Annotated in this window: 18 protein-coding genes and 2 tRNA genes; 12 read left to right on the forward strand and 8 right to left on the reverse strand. The window is 71.2% G+C overall.

Going from position 1 to position 17,797, the window contains the following annotated elements; genetic code table 11:
- Positions 1 to 115 precede the first annotated feature (115 nt).
- The 4 genes from HW837_RS19490 to HW837_RS19505 all read left to right on the forward strand — a co-directional run bounded on the left by HW837_RS19490 (position 116) and on the right by HW837_RS19505 (position 5,644).
- Positions 116 to 3,049 carry a UPF0182 family membrane protein gene (locus HW837_RS19490; protein ID WP_078853598.1) on the forward strand — a complete coding sequence of 978 codons (2,934 nt, stop codon included), beginning with the start codon at positions 116 to 118 and terminating at the stop codon, positions 3,047 to 3,049.
- A gap of 44 nt (positions 3,050 to 3,093) precedes the next feature.
- Positions 3,094 to 3,167: transfer RNA gene (locus HW837_RS19495), tRNA-Met, on the forward strand.
- A gap of 171 nt (positions 3,168 to 3,338) precedes the next feature.
- On the forward strand, positions 3,339 to 5,333 hold the full coding sequence (locus HW837_RS19500; RefSeq protein ID WP_193381530.1) for a tetratricopeptide repeat protein: 1,995 nt from the start codon (positions 3,339 to 3,341) through the stop codon (positions 5,331 to 5,333).
- A 237-nt stretch (positions 5,334 to 5,570) separates the two neighbouring features.
- Positions 5,571 to 5,644: transfer RNA gene (locus HW837_RS19505), tRNA-Met, on the forward strand.
- Between the two features lie 80 nt (positions 5,645 to 5,724).
- On the opposite strand, the gene HW837_RS19510 is transcribed toward HW837_RS19505, so the two are convergent.
- The 3 genes from HW837_RS19510 to hisN form a co-directional block, all read right to left on the reverse strand.
- Positions 5,725 to 6,141 (reverse strand): Fur family transcriptional regulator, encoded by a 417-nt coding sequence (locus tag HW837_RS19510; RefSeq protein WP_045559053.1) that lies wholly within the window; start codon positions 6,139 to 6,141, stop codon positions 5,725 to 5,727.
- 254 nt (positions 6,142 to 6,395) lie between these two features.
- The gene (locus HW837_RS19515; protein ID WP_045559052.1) at positions 6,396 to 6,788 is read right to left on the reverse strand and encodes a CBS domain-containing protein; all 393 of its coding nucleotides are present in this window, start codon (positions 6,786 to 6,788) and stop codon (positions 6,396 to 6,398) included.
- Between the two features lie 152 nt (positions 6,789 to 6,940).
- Positions 6,941 to 7,741 (reverse strand): histidinol-phosphatase, encoded by an 801-nt coding sequence (gene hisN, locus HW837_RS19520; RefSeq protein WP_193382683.1) that lies wholly within the window; start codon positions 7,739 to 7,741, stop codon positions 6,941 to 6,943.
- A gap of 429 nt (positions 7,742 to 8,170) precedes the next feature.
- Here hisN and HW837_RS19525 point away from each other — a divergent pair, with 429 nt between their 5' ends.
- A complete protein-coding gene (locus HW837_RS19525) occupies positions 8,171 to 8,791 on the forward strand; it encodes a TetR/AcrR family transcriptional regulator (protein WP_193382682.1) in 621 nt (206 codons plus the stop codon).
- Positions 8,792 to 8,897: 106 nt separating this feature from the next.
- Here HW837_RS19525 and HW837_RS19530 read toward each other — a convergent pair whose 3' ends face one another.
- From HW837_RS19530 to HW837_RS19545, 4 genes are all read right to left on the reverse strand, one after another.
- Positions 8,898 to 9,221 carry a DMT family transporter gene (locus HW837_RS19530; protein ID WP_045559048.1) on the reverse strand — a complete coding sequence of 108 codons (324 nt, stop codon included), beginning with the start codon at positions 9,219 to 9,221 and terminating at the stop codon, positions 8,898 to 8,900.
- 139 nt (positions 9,222 to 9,360) lie between these two features.
- Positions 9,361 to 10,374 (reverse strand): ribosome small subunit-dependent GTPase A, encoded by a 1,014-nt coding sequence (gene rsgA, locus HW837_RS19535; protein WP_045559047.1) that lies wholly within the window; start codon positions 10,372 to 10,374, stop codon positions 9,361 to 9,363.
- A 16-nt stretch (positions 10,375 to 10,390) separates the two neighbouring features.
- The gene (aroA, locus tag HW837_RS19540) at positions 10,391 to 11,722 is read right to left on the reverse strand and encodes a 3-phosphoshikimate 1-carboxyvinyltransferase (protein ID WP_193381529.1); all 1,332 of its coding nucleotides are present in this window, start codon (positions 11,720 to 11,722) and stop codon (positions 10,391 to 10,393) included.
- A 135-nt stretch (positions 11,723 to 11,857) separates the two neighbouring features.
- Positions 11,858 to 12,577 (reverse strand): M50 family metallopeptidase, encoded by a 720-nt coding sequence (locus tag HW837_RS19545; protein WP_193381528.1) that lies wholly within the window; start codon positions 12,575 to 12,577, stop codon positions 11,858 to 11,860.
- A gap of 101 nt (positions 12,578 to 12,678) precedes the next feature.
- On the opposite strand from HW837_RS19545, the gene HW837_RS19550 reads away from it, so the two are divergent.
- From HW837_RS19550 to rsrA, 4 genes are all read left to right on the forward strand, one after another.
- Positions 12,679 to 13,494: an SOS response-associated peptidase gene (locus tag HW837_RS19550; protein WP_078853596.1), complete on the forward strand. Its 816-nt coding sequence runs from the start codon at positions 12,679 to 12,681 to the stop codon at positions 13,492 to 13,494.
- 1 nt (position 13,495) lies between these two features.
- Entirely contained in the window at positions 13,496 to 14,143 is a 648-nt protein-coding gene (locus tag HW837_RS19555) for an alpha/beta hydrolase family protein (protein ID WP_193381527.1), read from the forward strand.
- 268 nt (positions 14,144 to 14,411) lie between these two features.
- Positions 14,412 to 15,083, forward strand: a complete 672-nt coding sequence (gene sigR, locus HW837_RS19560) for an RNA polymerase sigma factor SigR (RefSeq protein ID WP_045559042.1) — start codon at positions 14,412 to 14,414, stop codon at positions 15,081 to 15,083.
- Complete coding sequence (gene rsrA / locus HW837_RS19565) at positions 15,080 to 15,391, forward strand: mycothiol system anti-sigma-R factor (protein WP_045559041.1); 312 nt, start codon at positions 15,080 to 15,082, stop codon at positions 15,389 to 15,391. Before sigR ends, rsrA begins: the two co-directional genes overlap by 4 nt.
- Positions 15,392 to 15,479: 88 nt before the next feature.
- On the opposite strand, the gene HW837_RS19570 is transcribed toward rsrA, so the two are convergent.
- Positions 15,480 to 15,845, reverse strand: a complete 366-nt coding sequence (locus HW837_RS19570) for a hypothetical protein (protein ID WP_045559040.1) — start codon at positions 15,843 to 15,845, stop codon at positions 15,480 to 15,482.
- A gap of 195 nt (positions 15,846 to 16,040) precedes the next feature.
- Between HW837_RS19570 and HW837_RS19575 the strand changes: the two genes are divergently transcribed.
- The 3 genes from HW837_RS19575 (at position 16,041) to HW837_RS19585 (ending at position 17,730) form a co-directional block, all read left to right on the forward strand.
- Positions 16,041 to 16,382, forward strand: coding sequence for a hypothetical protein (locus tag HW837_RS19575; protein WP_045559249.1), 342 nt, complete (start codon positions 16,041 to 16,043; stop codon positions 16,380 to 16,382).
- Positions 16,379 to 17,215 carry a DUF4388 domain-containing protein gene (locus HW837_RS19580; RefSeq protein WP_045559039.1) on the forward strand — a complete coding sequence of 279 codons (837 nt, stop codon included), beginning with the start codon at positions 16,379 to 16,381 and terminating at the stop codon, positions 17,213 to 17,215. Before HW837_RS19575 ends, HW837_RS19580 begins: the two co-directional genes overlap by 4 nt.
- 377 nt (positions 17,216 to 17,592) lie before the next feature.
- Positions 17,593 to 17,730: a hypothetical protein gene (locus HW837_RS19585; protein WP_196789926.1), complete on the forward strand. Its 138-nt coding sequence runs from the start codon at positions 17,593 to 17,595 to the stop codon at positions 17,728 to 17,730.
- Positions 17,731 to 17,797: the final 67 nt, after the last annotated feature.

A 17,797-nucleotide genomic window follows, 5' to 3' on the forward strand; every position in this document is an offset into this window, starting at 1 on the left:
CGTGAGTAAGTTGCATAGGTGAGGCCCCTGCGATCACGGGGCCCGCTGGAGGGTCCGTAGACGCGGGCCTGACGTATCGACAGCGAACTTCGAGGTGCGCACCTTGGCTTTCCAGATGCCGGACCGCGGCGGAGGCCCGACGGGGCCGCGGATCAGAGTGGGCCGACCGTCCCGACGTGTCCGGACGCTGCTCATGACGTTGGGCGTCCTTGCCGTCCTCGGCATGGCCTTCGTCATGTTCGCGGGGTTCTGGACGGACTGGCTCTGGTACCGGTCGGTGAAGTATTCGTCGGTCTTCACCACCACGCTGTGGACCAAGATCGGGCTCTTCTTCGTCTTCGGTCTGCTGATGTCGGCCTCGGTCGGCTTCAACATCTGGCTGGCGCACCGGCTGCGGCCGCCGCTGAGCGCGATGTCGATGGAGCAGCAGAGCCTCGACAGGTACCGCATGGGCATCGCGCCCTACAAGAAGTGGCTGCTCCTCGGGATCACCTCCCTGGTGGGCCTCATCGCCGGCGCCTCCGCCTCCGGGCAGTGGCGCACCTGGCTGATGTGGGTCAACGGGGTGTCGTTCGGGCAGAAGGACCCCCAGTTCCAGCTGGACGTCGCCTTCTACGCCTTCGACCTGCCCTGGTACCGCTTCCTGCTCGGCTTCGGCTTCGCCGCCGCCGTGCTCTCGGTGATCGCCGCCGCGCTCACGCACTACCTGTACGGCGGCCTCAGGGTCACCTCCCCGGGCGCGCGGGCAACCGCCGCGGCCACCGGGCACCTGTCGGTGCTGCTCGGCATCTTCGTCGCCCTGAAGGCCGTCGCCTACTGGCTCGACCGCTACGGGCTCGCCGTGAAGTCCAGCGACTTCAAGGCCACGGGCAACTGGACGGGCCTGAGGTACGTCGACGCGAACGCGTACCTGCCGGCCAAGACGATCCTGTTCTGCATCGCCGTGATCTGCGCGCTGCTGTTCTTCGCCACCATCTGGCGGCGCACCTGGCAGCTCCCGGTCATCGGCTTCGGCCTGATGGTGCTCTCCGCGATCCTCATCGGCGGGCTGTACCCGGCCATCGTCCAGAAGTTCCAGGTCCAGCCGAACGAGCAGGCCAAGGAGGCACCGTACGTCGAGAAGAACCTGGCGGCGACCCGGCAGGCCTACGGCATCGACGGGACCGACGTCCAGGAGTACTCGGGCGTGAGCGACACCACGGACAAGGCCAAGCTCCGCAAGGACGCCGACACCACGGCCAGCATCCGTCTGCTCGACCCGAACATCGTCTCGCCGACGTTCCAGCAGCTCCAGCAGATGCGGAACTACTACGCGTTCCCCACGAACCTGGACGTCGACCGGTACAGCAATGAGGACGGCGCGGACCAGGACACGGTCATCGGTCTGCGCGAGCTGAACCTCGCCGGCATCCCGAAGAACAACTGGATCAACGACCACTTCCGCTACACCCACGGCTTCGGCGTGGTCGCCGCCAAGGGCACCGAGGCCACCTCCGGCGGCCGCCCGGTGTTCACCGAGTCGGACCTGCCGTCCAAGGGCGACCTGGGCGAGTACCAGCAGCGGGTCTACTACGGCGAGAAGACCACCCAGTACTCGATCGTCGGCGGTCCCCAGGACGAGATCGACTACTCCGACGACAGCGGTGAGAAGACCACCAGCTACGAGGGCAACAGCGGGGTCAACCTCTCCAGCCCGGTCAACCGGGCCGCGTACGCGGTGGCGTTCAACGAGCCGCAGATCCTCTACTCCGGTGCCATCGGCGAGGGTTCGCGGATCCTGTACAACCGCACGCCCAAGGAGCGCGTCGAGGCGGTCGCCCCGTGGCTGACCATCGACGGCGACGCCTATCCGGCCGTCGTCGACGGCAAGATCCAGTGGATCGTCGACGCGTACACCACCACCAACGGCTATCCGTACGCCTCGCGCACCACCCTGGGCGACACGACGGCCGACTCGCTGACCGCGGACAACAGCCAGCGCGCGGTGGTGGCCCAGCAGAACCAGGTCAACTACATCCGCAACTCGGTGAAGGCGACCGTCGACGCGTACACGGGTCAGGTCAAGCTCTACCAGTGGGACACCAAGGACCCGGTCCTGAAGACCTGGATGAAGGCGTTCCCGGGCACGGTGGAGCCGAAGGACGACATCTCCGACTCGCTGCTGGCCCATCTGCGGTACCCGCAGGACCTGTTCAAGGTGCAGCGTGAACTGCTGACCCGCTACCACGTGAAGGACGCCGAGACGTTCCTCAGCGGCAGCGAGGTGTGGCAGGTCCCGGACGACCCGACCAACACCTCGGGCAACGCGGTGCCGCCGTACTACCTGAGCATGAGGCTGCCGGGCCAGTCGGCACAGGCGTTCTCGCTGACCACGACGCTCACGCCGAACGGCCGGGACAACCTCAGCGCCTTCGTCTCGGTCAACGCCGAGGCGGGCACCAAGGACTACGGCAAGATCCAGATCCTGAAACTGCCGACCAGCGAACCGATCGACGGGCCCAAACAGGTCCAGAGCCAGTTCAACTCCGAACAGGACATCGCCGAGACGATCAGCCTCCTGAAGAGAGGTGACTCACAGGTCGAGTACGGCAACCTCCTGACGGTCCCGCTCGACGGTGGACTGCTCTATGTGGAGCCGGTCTATGTGCGAGGCGGCGGCCTCAAGTACCCGCTGTTGCGCAAGGTCCTGGTCACCTACGGCGGCAACACGGCCTTCGAGGACACCCTCGACGCGGCGCTGAACAAGGTGTTCGAAACCGAGGGTCCGCCCACCGAGCCGCCGGTGGACGACGGCGACGAGGGCACCGACGAGCCGCCGAAGACCGGCGACCCGACGGTCCAACAGGCCCTGGAGGAAGCCCAGAAGGCGTTCGACGAGGGGCAGCAGGCCCTCAAGGACGGCGACTGGGAGGCGTACGGCCGGGCCCAACAGGACCTGGAGGACGCGCTGAAGCGTGCCGAGGACGCCCAGGCCAAGGCCGGCGGGACCGGCGGCAGCGGCAACGAGGACAGCGACAAGAGCGGCGACGGAGGCTCCGGAAGCGGCTGATGCAAGGCTTCGTCCCGCGCCGTGATACGGTTGCAACGCAACGGCGCGGGGTGGAGCAGCTCGGTAGCTCGCTGGGCTCATAACCCAGAGGTCGCAGGTTCAAATCCTGTCCCCGCTACTGAAGTTGAAGGCCCGGATCCTCTAAAGGATCCGGGCCTTCGACGTGTTGGCGGGGATGGTCGGCACATCTGTGTTTGACTTGTCGCTCTGTGGGCATGTCGACAAAACGCTGTAGTGACCTCAATGGCTGCGGTATACCAGGTGTACCCAGGTTGCAGGTGGTGCGACGATGGACGTTATGGGGGACAAGGCAACTCTGTTGGAGACCGGGCGGTTTGCGCAGCCTGCCGACATTGCGCTGCCTGCCGACTTCGTGGTGCCCGAGTCCGCCTCGTCGGTCGAGTCCGTGCAGGCCGCGGACGAGGACGAGACGGCGGACGCCGTCGAGGAAGCGCGTCAGCGGCTCGCCGCCGAAGCCGGTGACACCGAGGCCATGAGTGTCCTCGGCGCCATGCTGCTGCGCCGCGGCGACCTCGACGGAGCCGAGCCCTGTCTGCGGGGTGCCACGGCCGCCGGGGACCGCGCGGCCGCCAACAACCTGGGTGTCCTGCTGCACCAGCGTGGATACGCCGACGAGGCCGCCAGCTGGTGGCGGGTCGCGGCCGTCGCCGGTTCCGCCGCCGCCGCGCACGCCCTCGGCCGGCACCACCGTGAGCGCGGCGACGAACCGGCCGCCGAGTACTGGCTGCGCCAGTCCGCCGAGCAGGGCCATGCCCTCGGGGCGTACGCGCTGGCCGACCTGCTGGAGCACCGCAGCGACGCCGCCTCCGAGCGGTGGATGAGAGTGGCCGCCGAACGCGGCCACCGCGAGGCCGCGTACCGGCTCGCGCGAGCGCTCGACCAGCGCGCCGAGCAGGAGGAGCGTGCCGCCGTGCGCGAGGGGCGGAAGCTCGCGCGTGCGGCGCTGGAGATCGGGAGCGGCGGCCGTGAGGCGGTCCGTGAGGGACGTGGCGCGGGGCGCAGGCCCGCCGCGGCCACGGGGGAGCGCGGCGCTGACAACGGTGTCGGGGCCGGTGCCGCCGAGGAGGCCGAGCAGTGGTACCGGCAGGCCGCCGCGCGCGGGCACCGGCGGGCCGCGCTGCACCTCGGGGCGATCCTGGAGCGACGCGGGGAGCTCAAGGAGGCCGGCCGCTGGTACCTGACCTCCGCCAAGGACGGGGAGCCGCGCGCCGCGTGCGCGCTCGGGTTCCTGCTGCGGGACGCCGGCGACACGGAGAGCGCCGCCGTGTGGTGGCTGCGAGCCGCCCAGGACGGCGACGGCAACGCGGCGAACGCGCTGGGCGCGCTGCACGCCGAGCGCGGTGAGACCCAGACCGCCGAGCGCTGGTACCGGGCCGCGATGGACGCCGGCGACGTCAACGGCGCGTACAACCTCGGGCTGCTCTGCGCCGAGCAGGGGCGGACCGCGCAGGCCGAGCAGTGGTACCGGCGTGCCGCCTACGCCGGGCACCGGGAGGCTGCCAACGCCCTGGCCATCCTGCTGCTCCAGGTCGGCGACGCGTCCGGCGCCGAGCCGTGGTTCTCCAAGGCCGCGGAGGCCGGGAGCGTCGACGCCGCCTTCAACCTGGGCATTCTGTTCGCCGGGCGGGGCGACGACGCGACGGCACTGGTCTGGTACGAGCGGGCGGCCGCCGCAGGGCACACCGAGGCGGCGCTCCAGGTCGCCATAGCGCGGCTGCGGGACGGTGACGAGCGGGCTGCCGAGCGGCATCTGCGGTGCGCCGCCGGTGGGGGCAGCGCGGAAGCCGCGTACCGGCTGGCCGCCGTGCTCGACGCACGCCGTCCGCCCGCGCCCGCGCACGAGCTGGGCGAGCCGGTGCGGGAGAAGAACGAGTGCGAGGAGTGGTACGAGCGGGCCGCGTCGCAGGGGCATCGGCGGGCGCAGGTGCGGGTCGGGATGCTGGCGGCCGGGCGCGGGGACGTGGTCGAGGCCGCGCGGTGGTACCGGGTCGCGGCGGAGTCCGGGTCGCGGAACGGCGCGTTCAATCTGGGGCTGCTGCTGGCCCGGGAGGGCAGTGAGCCGGAGGCCGCGGTGTGGTGGGCCCGTGCCGCCGACGCGGGGCACGGGCGGGCGGCGTTGCGGCTCGCCCTCGTCTACGCGCGTCGGGGGGAGCTGGTGGAAGGGAAGCGGTGGGCCGATCGGGCCGTGGCGCTCGGGCCGGCGGAGGTGGCGGAGCGGGCGGCACGGCTGCGGGACGCGTTGCGGGACGAGCTGTCGGCGTAGGGGGTGTGACGGCGAGGGTGGCTGCGTGGGCCCGGGGCTGCGAGGGTGCCCGGGGGTGGGTGCTGGGCAAGCGGGGTTTCGCTCGCCCGCGCTTGCGGGGTGCCGCCTGCGCCCACCCGTGCCGCCCCAGCGGCACGATTGCCCGCAGGCTGTGGGATGGGCAGCGGTGCTGGTCAGAGGGCGGGGGTAATGGATTTGCTCTGGTCGGTCAGGGTGACGTAGTGTTCAGTTCATCGACGCGGGGTGGAGCAGCTCGGTAGCTCGCTGGGCTCATAACCCAGAGGTCGCAGGTTCAAATCCTGTCCCCGCTACTGAAGGCCGATGGCCCGGAACCGAACAGGTTCCGGGCCATCGGTGTTTTCGTGTGTGGGGGCGGGCGTGGGCGGCGGGGCTACGCCTTGGTGCAGTTCGGGCAGACACCTCGGTAGGTGACCTCCACGTCCGAGACGGTGAAGCCGAAGCGCTCGGAGGCGGGGAGGTCGGCCAGCGGGTCGCCGGTCGGGTGCACGTCGCGGATCGTGCCGCACTGCGCGCAGACCAGGTGGTGGTGTGGACGGTGCGCGTTCGGGTCGTACCGCTTGGCGCGCCGGTCCGTGGCCACCTCGAGCACCTCGCCGAGGGAGACCAGCTCACCGAGGGTGTTGTAGACGGTCGCCCGGGAGATCTCGGGCAGCTTGGCGACAGCGCGCGTGTGTACCTCGTCGGCCGTCAGATGGACGTGCTCGCCGTCGAGGACCTCGGCCACGACACGCCGCTGCGCGGTCATTCGCCATCCGCGTCCGCGCAGCCGCTCCAGAAGGTCACTCATAACGGTCAGCGTAACAGCAGGTGGGAACAGATCCCGAACAGGTGTGACTTTAGAGCATGCCTTGACTTGGATTTAGTCCAATGTAGGATCGCGTTCGAGCGACGCAGGCTTCGGCAAGCGCCTGGAGGTCGCCGTCCAGGCCTTTTGCGGCCGACCGGGGTTGGACCGCTTGCCGTTGGGGCGGGCCGGGATCTCGTAGGAGACCCGGCCCGTTCGTGCGTCCGGTCGGGGTCGAACCGCGAGTGGGTCGGGGGCTATGCCGGTGCGGGCTGTCGGGCGGGGGCCCAGCAGCGGATGATGTCGCGGACCGAGACGATGCCGACGGGGGCGCCCTCGTCGAGGACGATCAGATGGCGGAAGCCGCCGTGGGACATGGCGCGGGCCGCTTCCTCCAGGGTCCAGGACGGCGTGGCGAACACGACGTCGTTCGTGGTGTGGGCGTGCGCGCGCTCGGCGTCGGGGCTCTGGCCCAGGCCGACGGAGATGAGGACGTCGCGTTCGGTCAGGATGCCGAGTCCGCCGGCGTCCGGGTCGAGGACCACGGCCGCGCCGATACGGCGAGCCGCCATCAGGGCGGCGGCCTGGCGGAGGGTGTGATCGGGGCCGATGGTGAGGACCACTGTGCTCATGGCGTCGCGGACGAGCATGGAGTTCAGCCACCTCCTAGGGAATCCGGTGAACGGGTTGTTCAAGGATTCACAAGTTCACAAGTGGGGGAACTCTCAATGTGGCAGGTAAAGCGGAGGTCAACAAGGGGGCGTGCGTGGTCAGTTCGGGGCGCCCCGGATCATTGCCGGGCTCAGTAGCGCTGGTTCAGATAGCCCAGGAGCTCGTCGTGGAGGAGGCCGTTCGAGGCCGCCGCGTTGCCGCTGTGCGGGCCGGGGCGGCCGTCGAGGCCGGTGAAGCTGCCGCCCGCCTCGGTCACGATGATCGCGTTGGCGGCCATGTCCCAGAGAGAGAGCTCGGGTTCGGCGCAGATGTCCACGGAGCCCTCGGCGACCATCATGTACGGCCAGAAATCGCCGTACGCGCGCGTGCGCCACACCTCGCGGGTCAGGTCCAGGAAGCCGCCCAGGAGGCCGCGCTCCTCCCAGCCACTGAGGGAGGAGTACGCGAAGGAGGCGTCCGGCAGATCGGCGACGCGGGAGACGCGCAGACGGGAGGCCGAGCTCAGGCTGCGGCCGGTGAAGGCGCCGTGGCCCTTCGCGGCCCACCAGCGGCGGCCGAGCGCGGGGGCGGAGACCACGCCGACGACGGGCTGGTAGCCGCCCTCGGCCGCCTCCATCAGGGAGATCAGGGTGGCCCAGACGGGGACGCCCCGGACGTAGTTCTTGGTGCCGTCGATCGGGTCGACGACCCAGCGGCGGGGGCCCGTGCCCTCGACGCCGTACTCCTCACCGAGGATGGCGTCCCGGGGCCGGGCGCGCTGGAGTTGGCTGCGGATGAGTTCCTCGGCGGCCTTGTCGGCCTCGCTCACCGGGGTCATGTCGGGCTTCGTCTCGACCTTCAGGTCGAGGGCCTTGAAGCGGCCCATGGTGGTCGCGTCGGCGGCGTCCGCGAGGACGTGGGCGAGGCGGAGGTCGTCGAGGTAATCGGCCATGTGGCGAACGGTATCCGCCGAGGTCGGTGCGGGGCTACAGGGGGGCCGGGGGTGGAGGGGGTGGAGGGGGTGGAGGGGGCGCGACGGTCGTTGGCGGCGGAGCGGTGCGGCCGCCGAGGATGCGGGCACGGCCCTCGTGGCGGTGGACACGCCAGCCGGTGCGGCGGACACGGCCGCCGAGGCGGTGGGCATGGCCGTCGACGCGGTGGGCATGGCCGTCGGGGTGGTGGGCACACGAGGGAGTGTTGATCGTCGGGTGAGGTGTTTCGGGGGCTCGTACTTCTTTTCGGTGTAGGTGCCGGGCGTTCGTTCAGCGTGCCGCGCACGTTGGCCGGTGTGCGCCCCTGCGGAGCGCCGTGAACCCTTGACAGTGACTTGATGCGCGTCAAATCTGAGGGCCAGAGCCGCCCGCTCGTATTCAGGGAGGCGATGATGCCTGCAGCGCGGGAATCCTTGTTGGACGCCGCTTACGCGGCGCTGGTGCGTCGGCCGTGGTCGGCCGTGCGCATGGTGGACGTCGCGGCGGTGGCCGGAGTGTCACGTCAGACGCTGTACAACGAGTTCGGCAGCAAGGACGGGCTCGCCCGGGCCCTGGTCCGCAGGGAGGCGGACGGCTATCTGGCGGGCGTCGAGCGGGCGCTGGCCACCCGCGTGGACTCCCGTGACCGGTTGGCCGCGACCGCCGAGTGGACCGTGGCCGCCTCCCGCAACAACGCGTTGATTCGCGCCATGCTCACCGGCTGCTGGAGCGAGCGGCTGCCGTCACCGTCGCTCGCCGCGGTGCGTTCCTCCTCCGCGATACCCGCGCAGCGCCGCGCGGACGGACCGCTGCCCGCGCCCGCCGACTTCGTGGCCCTGGTGCGTGAGCGGGCCGTGTCCGTGCTGTCCGCGCCCGGCACCCCCAGGTCGGACACGGCGGAACTCGCCCGGTCCTGTGAACTCGCGGTGCGGCTCGCCCTCTCGTGCGTCGCGGCGCCCCCGGTCGAGGGCGGGGTCACGGATCTCGTACGGACGGCGCTGCCCCGTCAGCTCAGCCGGACCCTCGGCTAGCCGACGCCGACGCCGACGCCGACGCTGGAGGCAGCGGGCAGCGGGCAGCGGGCAGCGGGCAGCGGGCAGCGGGCAGCGGGCAGGCGTGCGGCAGGGGCGGGGTGAACTAGTGGGCCGAGCCCGACAGTTGGAGTCCCACGACGCCCACGATCACCAGGCTGATCGAGACGATCTTCAACGTCGACACGATGTCGCCGAGGAAGATCATCCCGTAGATCGCGGTGCCGGCCGCGCCGATGCCCGTCCAGACGGCGTACGCGGGGCCGACGTCGAGCTTCTTCAGGGACAGGGTCAGCAGGCCGAAGCTGCCGAGGGCGAAGACGCAGAAGGCGACCGTGGGCCAGAGTCTGGTGAAGCCGTGCGAGAGTTTCAGACAGACGGCGAACCCGGTCTCCAGAAGCCCCGCCACGACCACCAGCAGCCACGCCATGTCTCGTCCTCCCGTGTCCCACGTTCCGTGACCGCTTCGTCTGTTCTCGGCTGATCTCGTCTGGTCTGGGTCCGACTCGGTGCGATTATGCACTTACCGGGTGGACGGGGGCGCAAACAACGCGGAGGTCAGTGCGGAGTCAGTCGCCTTCCCGCCGTTCGCGCGTCGCGAGCAGCCTGCGCAGGGAGTAGAGCCGGGCCGGGTCCGCGTGTCCGTCCGCCACCCACTGGTCCAGCGCGCAGTCCTGCTCGTCGTGGCTGCACGCGCGCGGGCAGCCCTCCGTGCCCGGCACCAGGTCCGGGAAGGCGTTGATCACCCGGGACGGATCGATGTGCGCGAGACCGAAGGAACGCACGCCGGGGGTGTCCACGACCCAGCCGCCGTCCGAGTCCGCGAGGGGGAGGGCGAGTGCGGAGGTCGTGGTGTGCCGGCCGCGGCCGGTCACCGCGTTGACATGGCCCGTGGTGCGGCGCCGGTCCTCCGGGACGAGGGCGTTCACCAGAGTCGTCTTGCCGACGCCCGAGTGGCCGACGAACGCGGTGACCTTGCCCGCGAGGTGTTCGCGGACGCGGTCGGCGGCGCCGCCCGTCTCCAGCTCGTCGCGGCTCGTCACGACGTACGGGATGTCGATGTCGCCGTAGAGCTCCAGGAGTTTGTCCGCGGAGGCCAGGTCCGACTTCGTCAGGACGAGGAGCGGGTCCAGACCGCCGTCGTAGGCCGCCACCAGGCAGCGGTCGATGAGGCGGGGGCGCGGCTCGGGGTCGGCGAGGGCGGTGACGATGGCGAGTTGGTCGGCGTTCGCGACGACGACGCGTTCGTAGGGGTCGTCGTCGTCGGCCGTGCGGCGCAGCACCGACGTGCGCTCGGTGATGCGGACGATCCGCGCGAGGGTGTCCTTCTTGCCGGAGAGGTCGCCCACGAGGGCCACGATGTCGCCGACGACCGCGGCCTTGCGGCCCAGTTCGCGGGCCTTCATCGCGAGGACGACGCGGTCCTCGACGAGACAGGTCAGCCGGCCCCGGTCGACCGTGAGGACCAGGCCCTCGGCGGCGTCCTCGTGCTTCGGGCGGATGTTCGTCCGGGGACGGTTGCCCTTGCGGTTCGGGCGGCTGCGGATGTCGTCCTCGTCGGTGTGCTTGCCGTAACGGCGCATGATCCCGGTCCGCCCGTCAGTTCTTCCCGAGCATCCCGGTCCACAGGTCGGGGAAGTCCGGCAGTGTCTTGGCCGTCGTCTCCACGTTCTCGATCCGTACGCCCTCCACGGCCAGGCCGATGATCGCACCGGCGGTGGCCATGCGGTGGTCGTCGTAGGTGTGGAAGACACCGCCGTGCAGCGGGCGGGGGCGGATGTGGAGGCCGTCGGCGGTCTCGGTGACGTCGCCGCCGAGTTCGTTGATCTCCTTGGTGAGCGCGGCCAGGCGGTCCGTCTCGTGGAGGCGGAGGTGAGCGACGCCGCGCAGCGTGGAGGGGGAGTCGGCCAGGGCGGCGACCGCCGCGATGCCCGGGGTCAGCTCGCCCACCTCGCTCAGGTCCACGTCGATGCCGTGGATCGCGCCGGAACCGGTGAACACCAGTCCGTACTCGGTCAGTTCGCAGGTACCGCCCATCTCCGTGAAGATCTCGCGGAGCTGGTCGCCGGGCTGCGTGGTGCGCGCGGGCCAGTCGGGGACGACGACCTTGCCGCCGGTCACCAGGGCCGCAGCCAGGAACGGCTGCGCGTTGGAGAGGTCCGGCTCGATCGTGAGGTCGCGGCCCAGCAGGGCGCCCGGCGTGACCCGCCAGACGTTGGGCTCGCCGCCCGACTCCGGGGTGTCCACCTGCGCGCCCACCGAGCGCAGCATGTCCACGGTCATCCGGATGTGGGGGAGGGAGGGCAGGGTCGCGCCGGTGTGGCGGACCTCGACGCCCTGGTTGAAGCGGGGGGCCGAGAGGAGGAGCGCCGAGACGAACTGCGACGACGAGGACGCGTCGATCGCCACCGGGCCGCCGTCGAGGGCGCCGCCGCCGTGGACCGTCAGGGGGAGCGCGCCCCGGCCGTCGTCGTCGATGCGGGCGCCGAGGGCGCGCAGGGCGTCGATCACGCCGTTCAGGGGGCGCTCGTAGGAGCGGGGGTCGCCGTCGAAGCGGACGGGGCCGTCCGCCAGGGCCGCCACCGGGGGGAGGAAGCGCATGACCGTGCCCGCGTTGCCGACGTCGACCGTGGCCGGGCCGTGCAGACCGGTGGGCAGGACGCGCCAGGCCTCGCCGGTGCCGCCCGCGCCGGAGGAACTGGAGGAGACGGTCTCCTCGATGCCGACGCCCATCGCGCGCAGGGCGTTCGCCATCAGGAGGGTGTCGCGGGAGCGCAGGGGGCGGCGCAGCCAGCCGGGTTCGCTGGCGAGGGCGGCGAGGACGAGGGCGCGGTTGGTGACCGATTTGGACCCCGGGACGTGGACCGTCGCGTCGACGGCTCCGCTCGCGGTGGGGGCGGGCCAGAGGGCGGGCTGTGCGTTCAGGGCCATGCGGCCACTTTAGTAGGGGTTCGCCCGAGGGGGTGCCTCGTGATCGCCGTGGGCGGCTGAGGGTTCGGCGGGAGTTCTCGCGCGGTCCCGCGTGCCCTTTGACGGGCGCCCCGCGGGGCCTCGGCTCCAGGGCGCTCAGAGGTTCAGCAGCCAGCGTCCGCCGCCCGTCAGGGCGCACAGGGACACCACGTGGAACATCACCAGCCACACCGTCGCCGGGAGGTGGGTCAGCCGGGAGAGCTGGTCGGCGTCGGAGTCGCCGGCGCCTCCCCGGCGGCGCTTCGCCTGGAGCTCGAAGGCCGGGCGGACGCCTCCCAGCAGCAGGAACCAGACCACCGCGTAGGCGAAGGCGGCCTGGACCTGGGGGCCCGCCAGCCAGGAGACGACGAAGGTGCCGCCGGTGACGAGGACCGTCAGGGCGCCGTAGGCGTTGCGGATCATGACCAGCATGGCGACCAGCAGGATCGTGGCGAGCCAGAGGAGGAGGGTGATGCGCCCGGAGCCGAGGAGTGCGGCGCCGCCGAGGCCGAGGAGCGGGGGAGCCGTGTAGCCGGCGGCGGCGGTGAGGATCATGCCGAGGCCGGTGGGCTTGCCGCGGCTGACCGTGAGGCCGCTGGTGTCGGAGTGCAGTCGGATGCCGGTGAGGGTGCGGCCGGTGAGCAGCGCGATCAGTCCGTGTCCGCCCTCGTGCGCGATGGTGATGGCGTTGCGCGAGAGCCGCCAGACGCCGTGCGGGACGATCGCCGCGAGCGCGGCGACCGCGGTGGCTATGACGACCCACAGGTCGGGATCGGGCTGGGTGCCGAAGACTTCGTCCCACAGGCTGGCCAGCGAGGTGGCTGCGGTGCTTTCCATGTTCTGCGGTGGCTCCTCGGGGTCGCGATCGACGCGGGCGCGTGGCGCCATTGTCGGGGGGCGGTGGTCGGGTGACGGGTCGGCCTGGCAGTGTGGCAGTCATGTGCGGACGGTATGCGTCGAGTCGTAGGCCCGAGGATCTCGCAGGAGTCTTTGAGATCGAGAAGTGGGAGCCGGAGGAGACCCTGGAGCCGGATTACAACGTGGCTCCCACCAAGGAGGTCTACGCGGTCCTCGACCGCCCTCTGAAGGACGCCGACGACAAGCGGCCGGTTCGCCAGCTGCGGAAGCTGAAGTGGGGACTGGTCCCCTCCTGGTCCAAGAACCCCGAGGGCGCCGCGCGGATGATCAACGCCCGCGCGGAGACCGTGCACGAGAAGCCGTCGTACCGCCGCGCCTTCGCCACCCGGCGGTGCATCCTGCCCGCCGACGGCTACTTCGAGTGGGTCACCGGCCAGGGGGAGCGGGAGCTGGAGGTGGAGGGCAAGAAGAAGCGGCCGCGCAAGCAGCCCTACTTCGTGCTCCCGGCCGACGGCTCCGTCTTCGCGATGGCCGGCCTGTACGAGTTCTGGCGGGACAGGACGCTGCCCGACGACCATCCGCAGGCCTGGTGGGCGACCTGCTCGGTGATCACGACGGAGGCCGAGACGAGCCCGCTGGCGGTGGCACCGGCGGACGGCCCGCACGCGTTGGCCGACATCCACCCCCGGATGCCGCTGATGCTGACGCCGGACCGCTGGGACAGCTGGCTCGACCCGGCGCGCACGGACCTCGACGACCTGCGCGGGCTGCTCGACCCGCCGCCCGCCGGGCTGATGCGCGCCTACCCCGTCTCCACGGCCGTCAGCAACGTCCGCAACAACGGCCCGGAGCTGCTGAAGGAGCTGGAGGGGCCCGAGGAGGGCACACTCTTCTGACGTGACCGAGAACGAGGCAGCAGCGCGGGAAGAGATCGACACCGAGGCCGGCACGGGCCGCGTCAGCTGGTACGAGGCCGAGGACCCGGCCTTCGTGCTCGCCGTCGGCCATGGCGCCGGCGGCGGCATCGAGGCCCGTGATCTGCGGGCCCTCGCCGCCGTGCTCCCCGCGCACGGGGTGACCGTCGCCCTGGTGGAACAGCCGTGGCGGGTGGCTGGGAAGAAGCTCGCGCCCGCGCCCGGAACGCTGGACGTGGGCTGGCGGGGACTGTGGCCCGCGCTGGCGAAGCCGGGACTGCCGGTGATCGCGGGCGGCCGGAGCGCCGGGGCCCGGGTGGCCTGCCGCACGGCCACGGAGCTGGGCGCGGCGGCCGTACTGGCGCTGAGCTTTCCGCTGCATCCGCCGGGCAGGCCGGAGAAGTCCCGGGCCGACGAGCTGCTCGGGGCGGGGGTGCCCACCCTCGTGGTCCAGGGCGGCAACGATCCGTTCGGCAGGCCGGAGGAGTTCCCGGAGGGCGCGTACGGGCTCGTGGAGGTGCCGTACGGGGATCACGGGTTCGCCGTGCCGAAGCGGGCGCCCCTCGGGCAGGACGAGGCGCTGACGGTGATCACGGACGGTGTCGTGGAGTGGATCGCGTCACTTGGATGACCCGTCCGGCGGTGGGCGGGAATGCGGAGCGGCGGACCTTGGTTGTGCGGATCAGACAGCGCGAAAGATGGCGCTGACCGCCGTACGAGAGGAAGTCCGCCGCATGGGTTCGACCTATTGCCCGAGCCGTAGCAGCCGCGCTGACCTGGACTGGACGGTGCTGCACGCGGCCAAGAGCGGGCCTGTTCGGGCGGCGGCGGGCATGGATCGTCGTCTATCCTCCGATTCTGGTGGTACCGGTTTCGGTATCGCACAGACGCTGGAGGAGGTGGGTCCGGTCACTGGGACCGACGCAGGGACCGAACGGGGCCAGGCGGAGCAGCCCGAGGGCACCGAGACCGCCGCGGAGCGCAGCGCCCGGTTCGAGCGGGATGCTCTGGAATTCCTCGACCAGATGTACTCGGCCGCGCTGCGCATGACGCGTAACCCGGCCGACGCCGAGGACCTGGTGCAGGAGACGTACGCGAAGGCGTACGCGTCCTTCCACCAGTTCCGTGAGGGCACCAACCTGAAGGCCTGGCTGTACCGCATCCTCACGAACACCTTCATCAACTCGTACCGCAAGAAGCAGCGCGAACCCCAGCGCAGCGCGGCCGAGGAGATCGAGGACTGGCAGCTGGCGCGCGCCGAGTCGCACATGTCGACAGGCCTGCGTTCGGCCGAGTCGCAGGCGCTCGATCACCTGCCCGACTCGGATGTGAAGGCGGCGCTGCAGGCGATCCCCGAGGAGTTCCGCATCGCGGTGTATCTCGCCGATGTCGAGGGCTTTGCGTACAAGGAGATCGCCGACATCATGGGGACACCCATCGGTACGGTGATGTCCCGGCTGCACCGGGGCCGTCGTCAACTGCGCGGCATGCTCGAGGACTACGCGCGTGACCGCGGGCTGGTTCCGGCCGGCGCCGGGGAGTCGAACGAAGCGAAAGGCTCGGGCTCATGAGCTGCGGAGAGCCGCATGAGACGGATTGCAGCGAAATCCTCGATCATCTCTACGAGTTCCTCGACCGGGAGATGCCCGACGCCGACTGCACCAAGTTCGAGCACCACTTCGAGGAGTGCTCGCCCTGCCTGGAGAAGTACGGGCTCGAACAGGCCGTCAAGAAGCTGGTCAAGCGGTGCTGTGGGCAGGACGACGTGCCCACCGATCTGCGCGCCAAGGTGATGGGCCGGATCGATCTGGTCCGATCGGGACAGACCGTTCCCGAGCATGATGTGACGGCTTCGCCGGTCACACCACAGGAGAGCTGAACCGTCCACTGAGCCCGTTCCGTGAACGGCCGTCCGGCCGCCCACGGAACGGGCTCAGTCGTGTGCGGAACGCGGTGGGGGAACGGGCTCAGACCTCGAGGCCGTTCTCGATGCGCTTCAGGCCGTGCCGCGCAAGCGCCAGGTTGCTGCGGGAGCGGTCCAGCGCCAGATAGAGGAAGAGCGATCCCTTGCTGCTGCTCAGCGGGCGGATCAGGTGGTACTGCCGGCCCAGGGTGATCAGGATGTCCTCGATCACGTCGTCCATGTCCAGCGAGGCCAGCGTGCGCATCTTGGAGCGCACCACCTCGGTGTTTCCGGCCGCCGCGAGTTCGAGGTCGAGGTGCTGCCCGCCACCGAGGGCGCCGAGCGACATGCCGCTCTCGTAGTCGACCAGCGCGACACCGACCGCACCGTCGAGGGCCATGGCTTCCTTGAGTGCCGTCTCGATGTTCATTTGCTGCCCCAATTCCTCAGTGCTGCTGACCGGTCACTGTCCGGCCAACTACGATCGACACGAGTGACCCCAGCGGTCACAAACATCAACTTTGCTGTGGCTTACGGAAGTTGGCGTTCAAAGTACTGTGCGGCGCGTCAACATGGAGGGCGAATGGGGGGACTTGAGGAAAGGAAGCCCGCGCTCCAGGCCTCCCTGGACCGACTTCTCGACTCTCCCGGTGTCACCGGCCTCGCCTTGATCGACGCGGTCACGGGACTCACCTACGCCGTCGCGGGCGACGCCGCCCAGGCTGGTACGGGGGCGGAGTGCTCGGATCTCGCCACCCTCATCTCCGACCGGCTCGGCGCGGCCGGGGCCGAGGGCGAGCTGGAGAGCGTGGTCATGACCAGCAGGCGACGCCATCATGTACTGCTCTCCGTGGACCGGTCGGCCGGTGACCCGCTGCTGCTCGCGGCCGGACTCGACCGCGACCGGGCGAACGTGGCGCTGGCACTGCGCAGCCTGGGCGACCGGGCGCGCGAGGTGCTGGCGTGAAGACACCCTCGGCACGCAACGTCCCCGCCCTGCTGCAGGCACTGCACCAGGAGAGCTACACCGGCACGGTGAGGGTCTCCGGTTCCCCCGGTGGCACGATTCACCTGCGGGACGGACTGATCGGGGCGATCGAGACACCGGGCGCGCCGACCGCGACGTCCACGCTGCTCGCCTCCGGCCGGATCGACGACGACGCCTGGCTGGCGGCCTGCGCGGCCGAACCCGACGCGGACCGGCTCGCCGCGCAGCTGGTCGCCGCCGGTCTGATCGGCGCCGCCGAACTGGAGGTCGTCTGCACGGCGGCCGTGTTCGACGGGGCCTTCGCGATGGCGCTCAGCCCGCCCGGCGGCTGGGAGCTGACCGAACGCCGGCCCACCCTCCTCGCCCGGCCCGGGATCGAGCCCCGGCCGCTGGCCGAGGAGACCACCCGCCGTATGGCCCTGCTGACCCGGCTGTGGGGTCCCGCGGGCGAACTGGCCCGCATCCGGCCCCGGCCGGCCGGCGCCCACGGCACCCCGGAGCCCGACGCACGACTGACTCGACGTCACCGGGACCTCGTCGAGAGCGCCAACGGCCGCCGCACCCCCCGTGATCTCGCCTTCGCCCGGGGGCGCGGACTTTACGCGGTGATGCTGGACCTCATCCGACTGGAAGCGCGCCGAGCCGTCCACTGGGAGACCAGGCCCGTCCCCGACGGTCGGCCCAGCACCGCGCCCCGGGCCCTCCAGGGGCAGCCCGCACCGGACGAACAGTCACCGAGAGCCGGTCCCCTGCCCAGACGCAGGCCCGGCGGAGGCTCTCCCGCCGGAGACCTCGGAGCGAAGGGCGGGTAGTGAGCCCCCACAAGGACCCGGCCCGCAAACGCCGTATACGCAGCAAGGTCGCCCGCCTGAGACGGCGTCCGGTGCCGAGAGCGCCCGCGGACGACCGCCCGGTCCCGCCCGCCGAAGCCCCGCGGTCCGTCGCGCCCGTCCACCCCGGTGCCGCACGACCACCGTCCGCCGAGCCCGGGGGCGGCGCGGCCGCACGGCCACCGTCCGGTGGGACGGCGGCCGGAACAGCACCGCCCACCGAGCACGACGCCCCGGCCGCAGAACGGCCGTCGCGCGCCGGACCCGGTGAAGTCGCCGCGAAGCCACCGCCGTTACCCGTGCGGGGCGCGCCGCATCCTCCCGCGGACGCCGGTGGCGACACGTCGGACAATCCGGCCGTGCCGTCCCCGTTCCCGCCCATGTCCCTGCTGTCGGCCGAGGAACTGCTCGCCGACCAACCCTCCGTCGACATGCTGCGGCGTGTCCGCCGCGGGCTGCGGGCTCTCCCCGAGTCCGACCCTCACCTGCCCGAGTAGCGGGCGCCGGGGCAGTCCCGCCAGCACCTTCTGCCGCTCGGACCGCACACCCACCGCAGACGTATGG

The organism is Streptomyces caniscabiei (assembly GCF_014930365.1).
Taxonomy (GTDB): domain Bacteria; phylum Actinomycetota; class Actinomycetes; order Streptomycetales; family Streptomycetaceae; genus Streptomyces; species Streptomyces caniscabiei.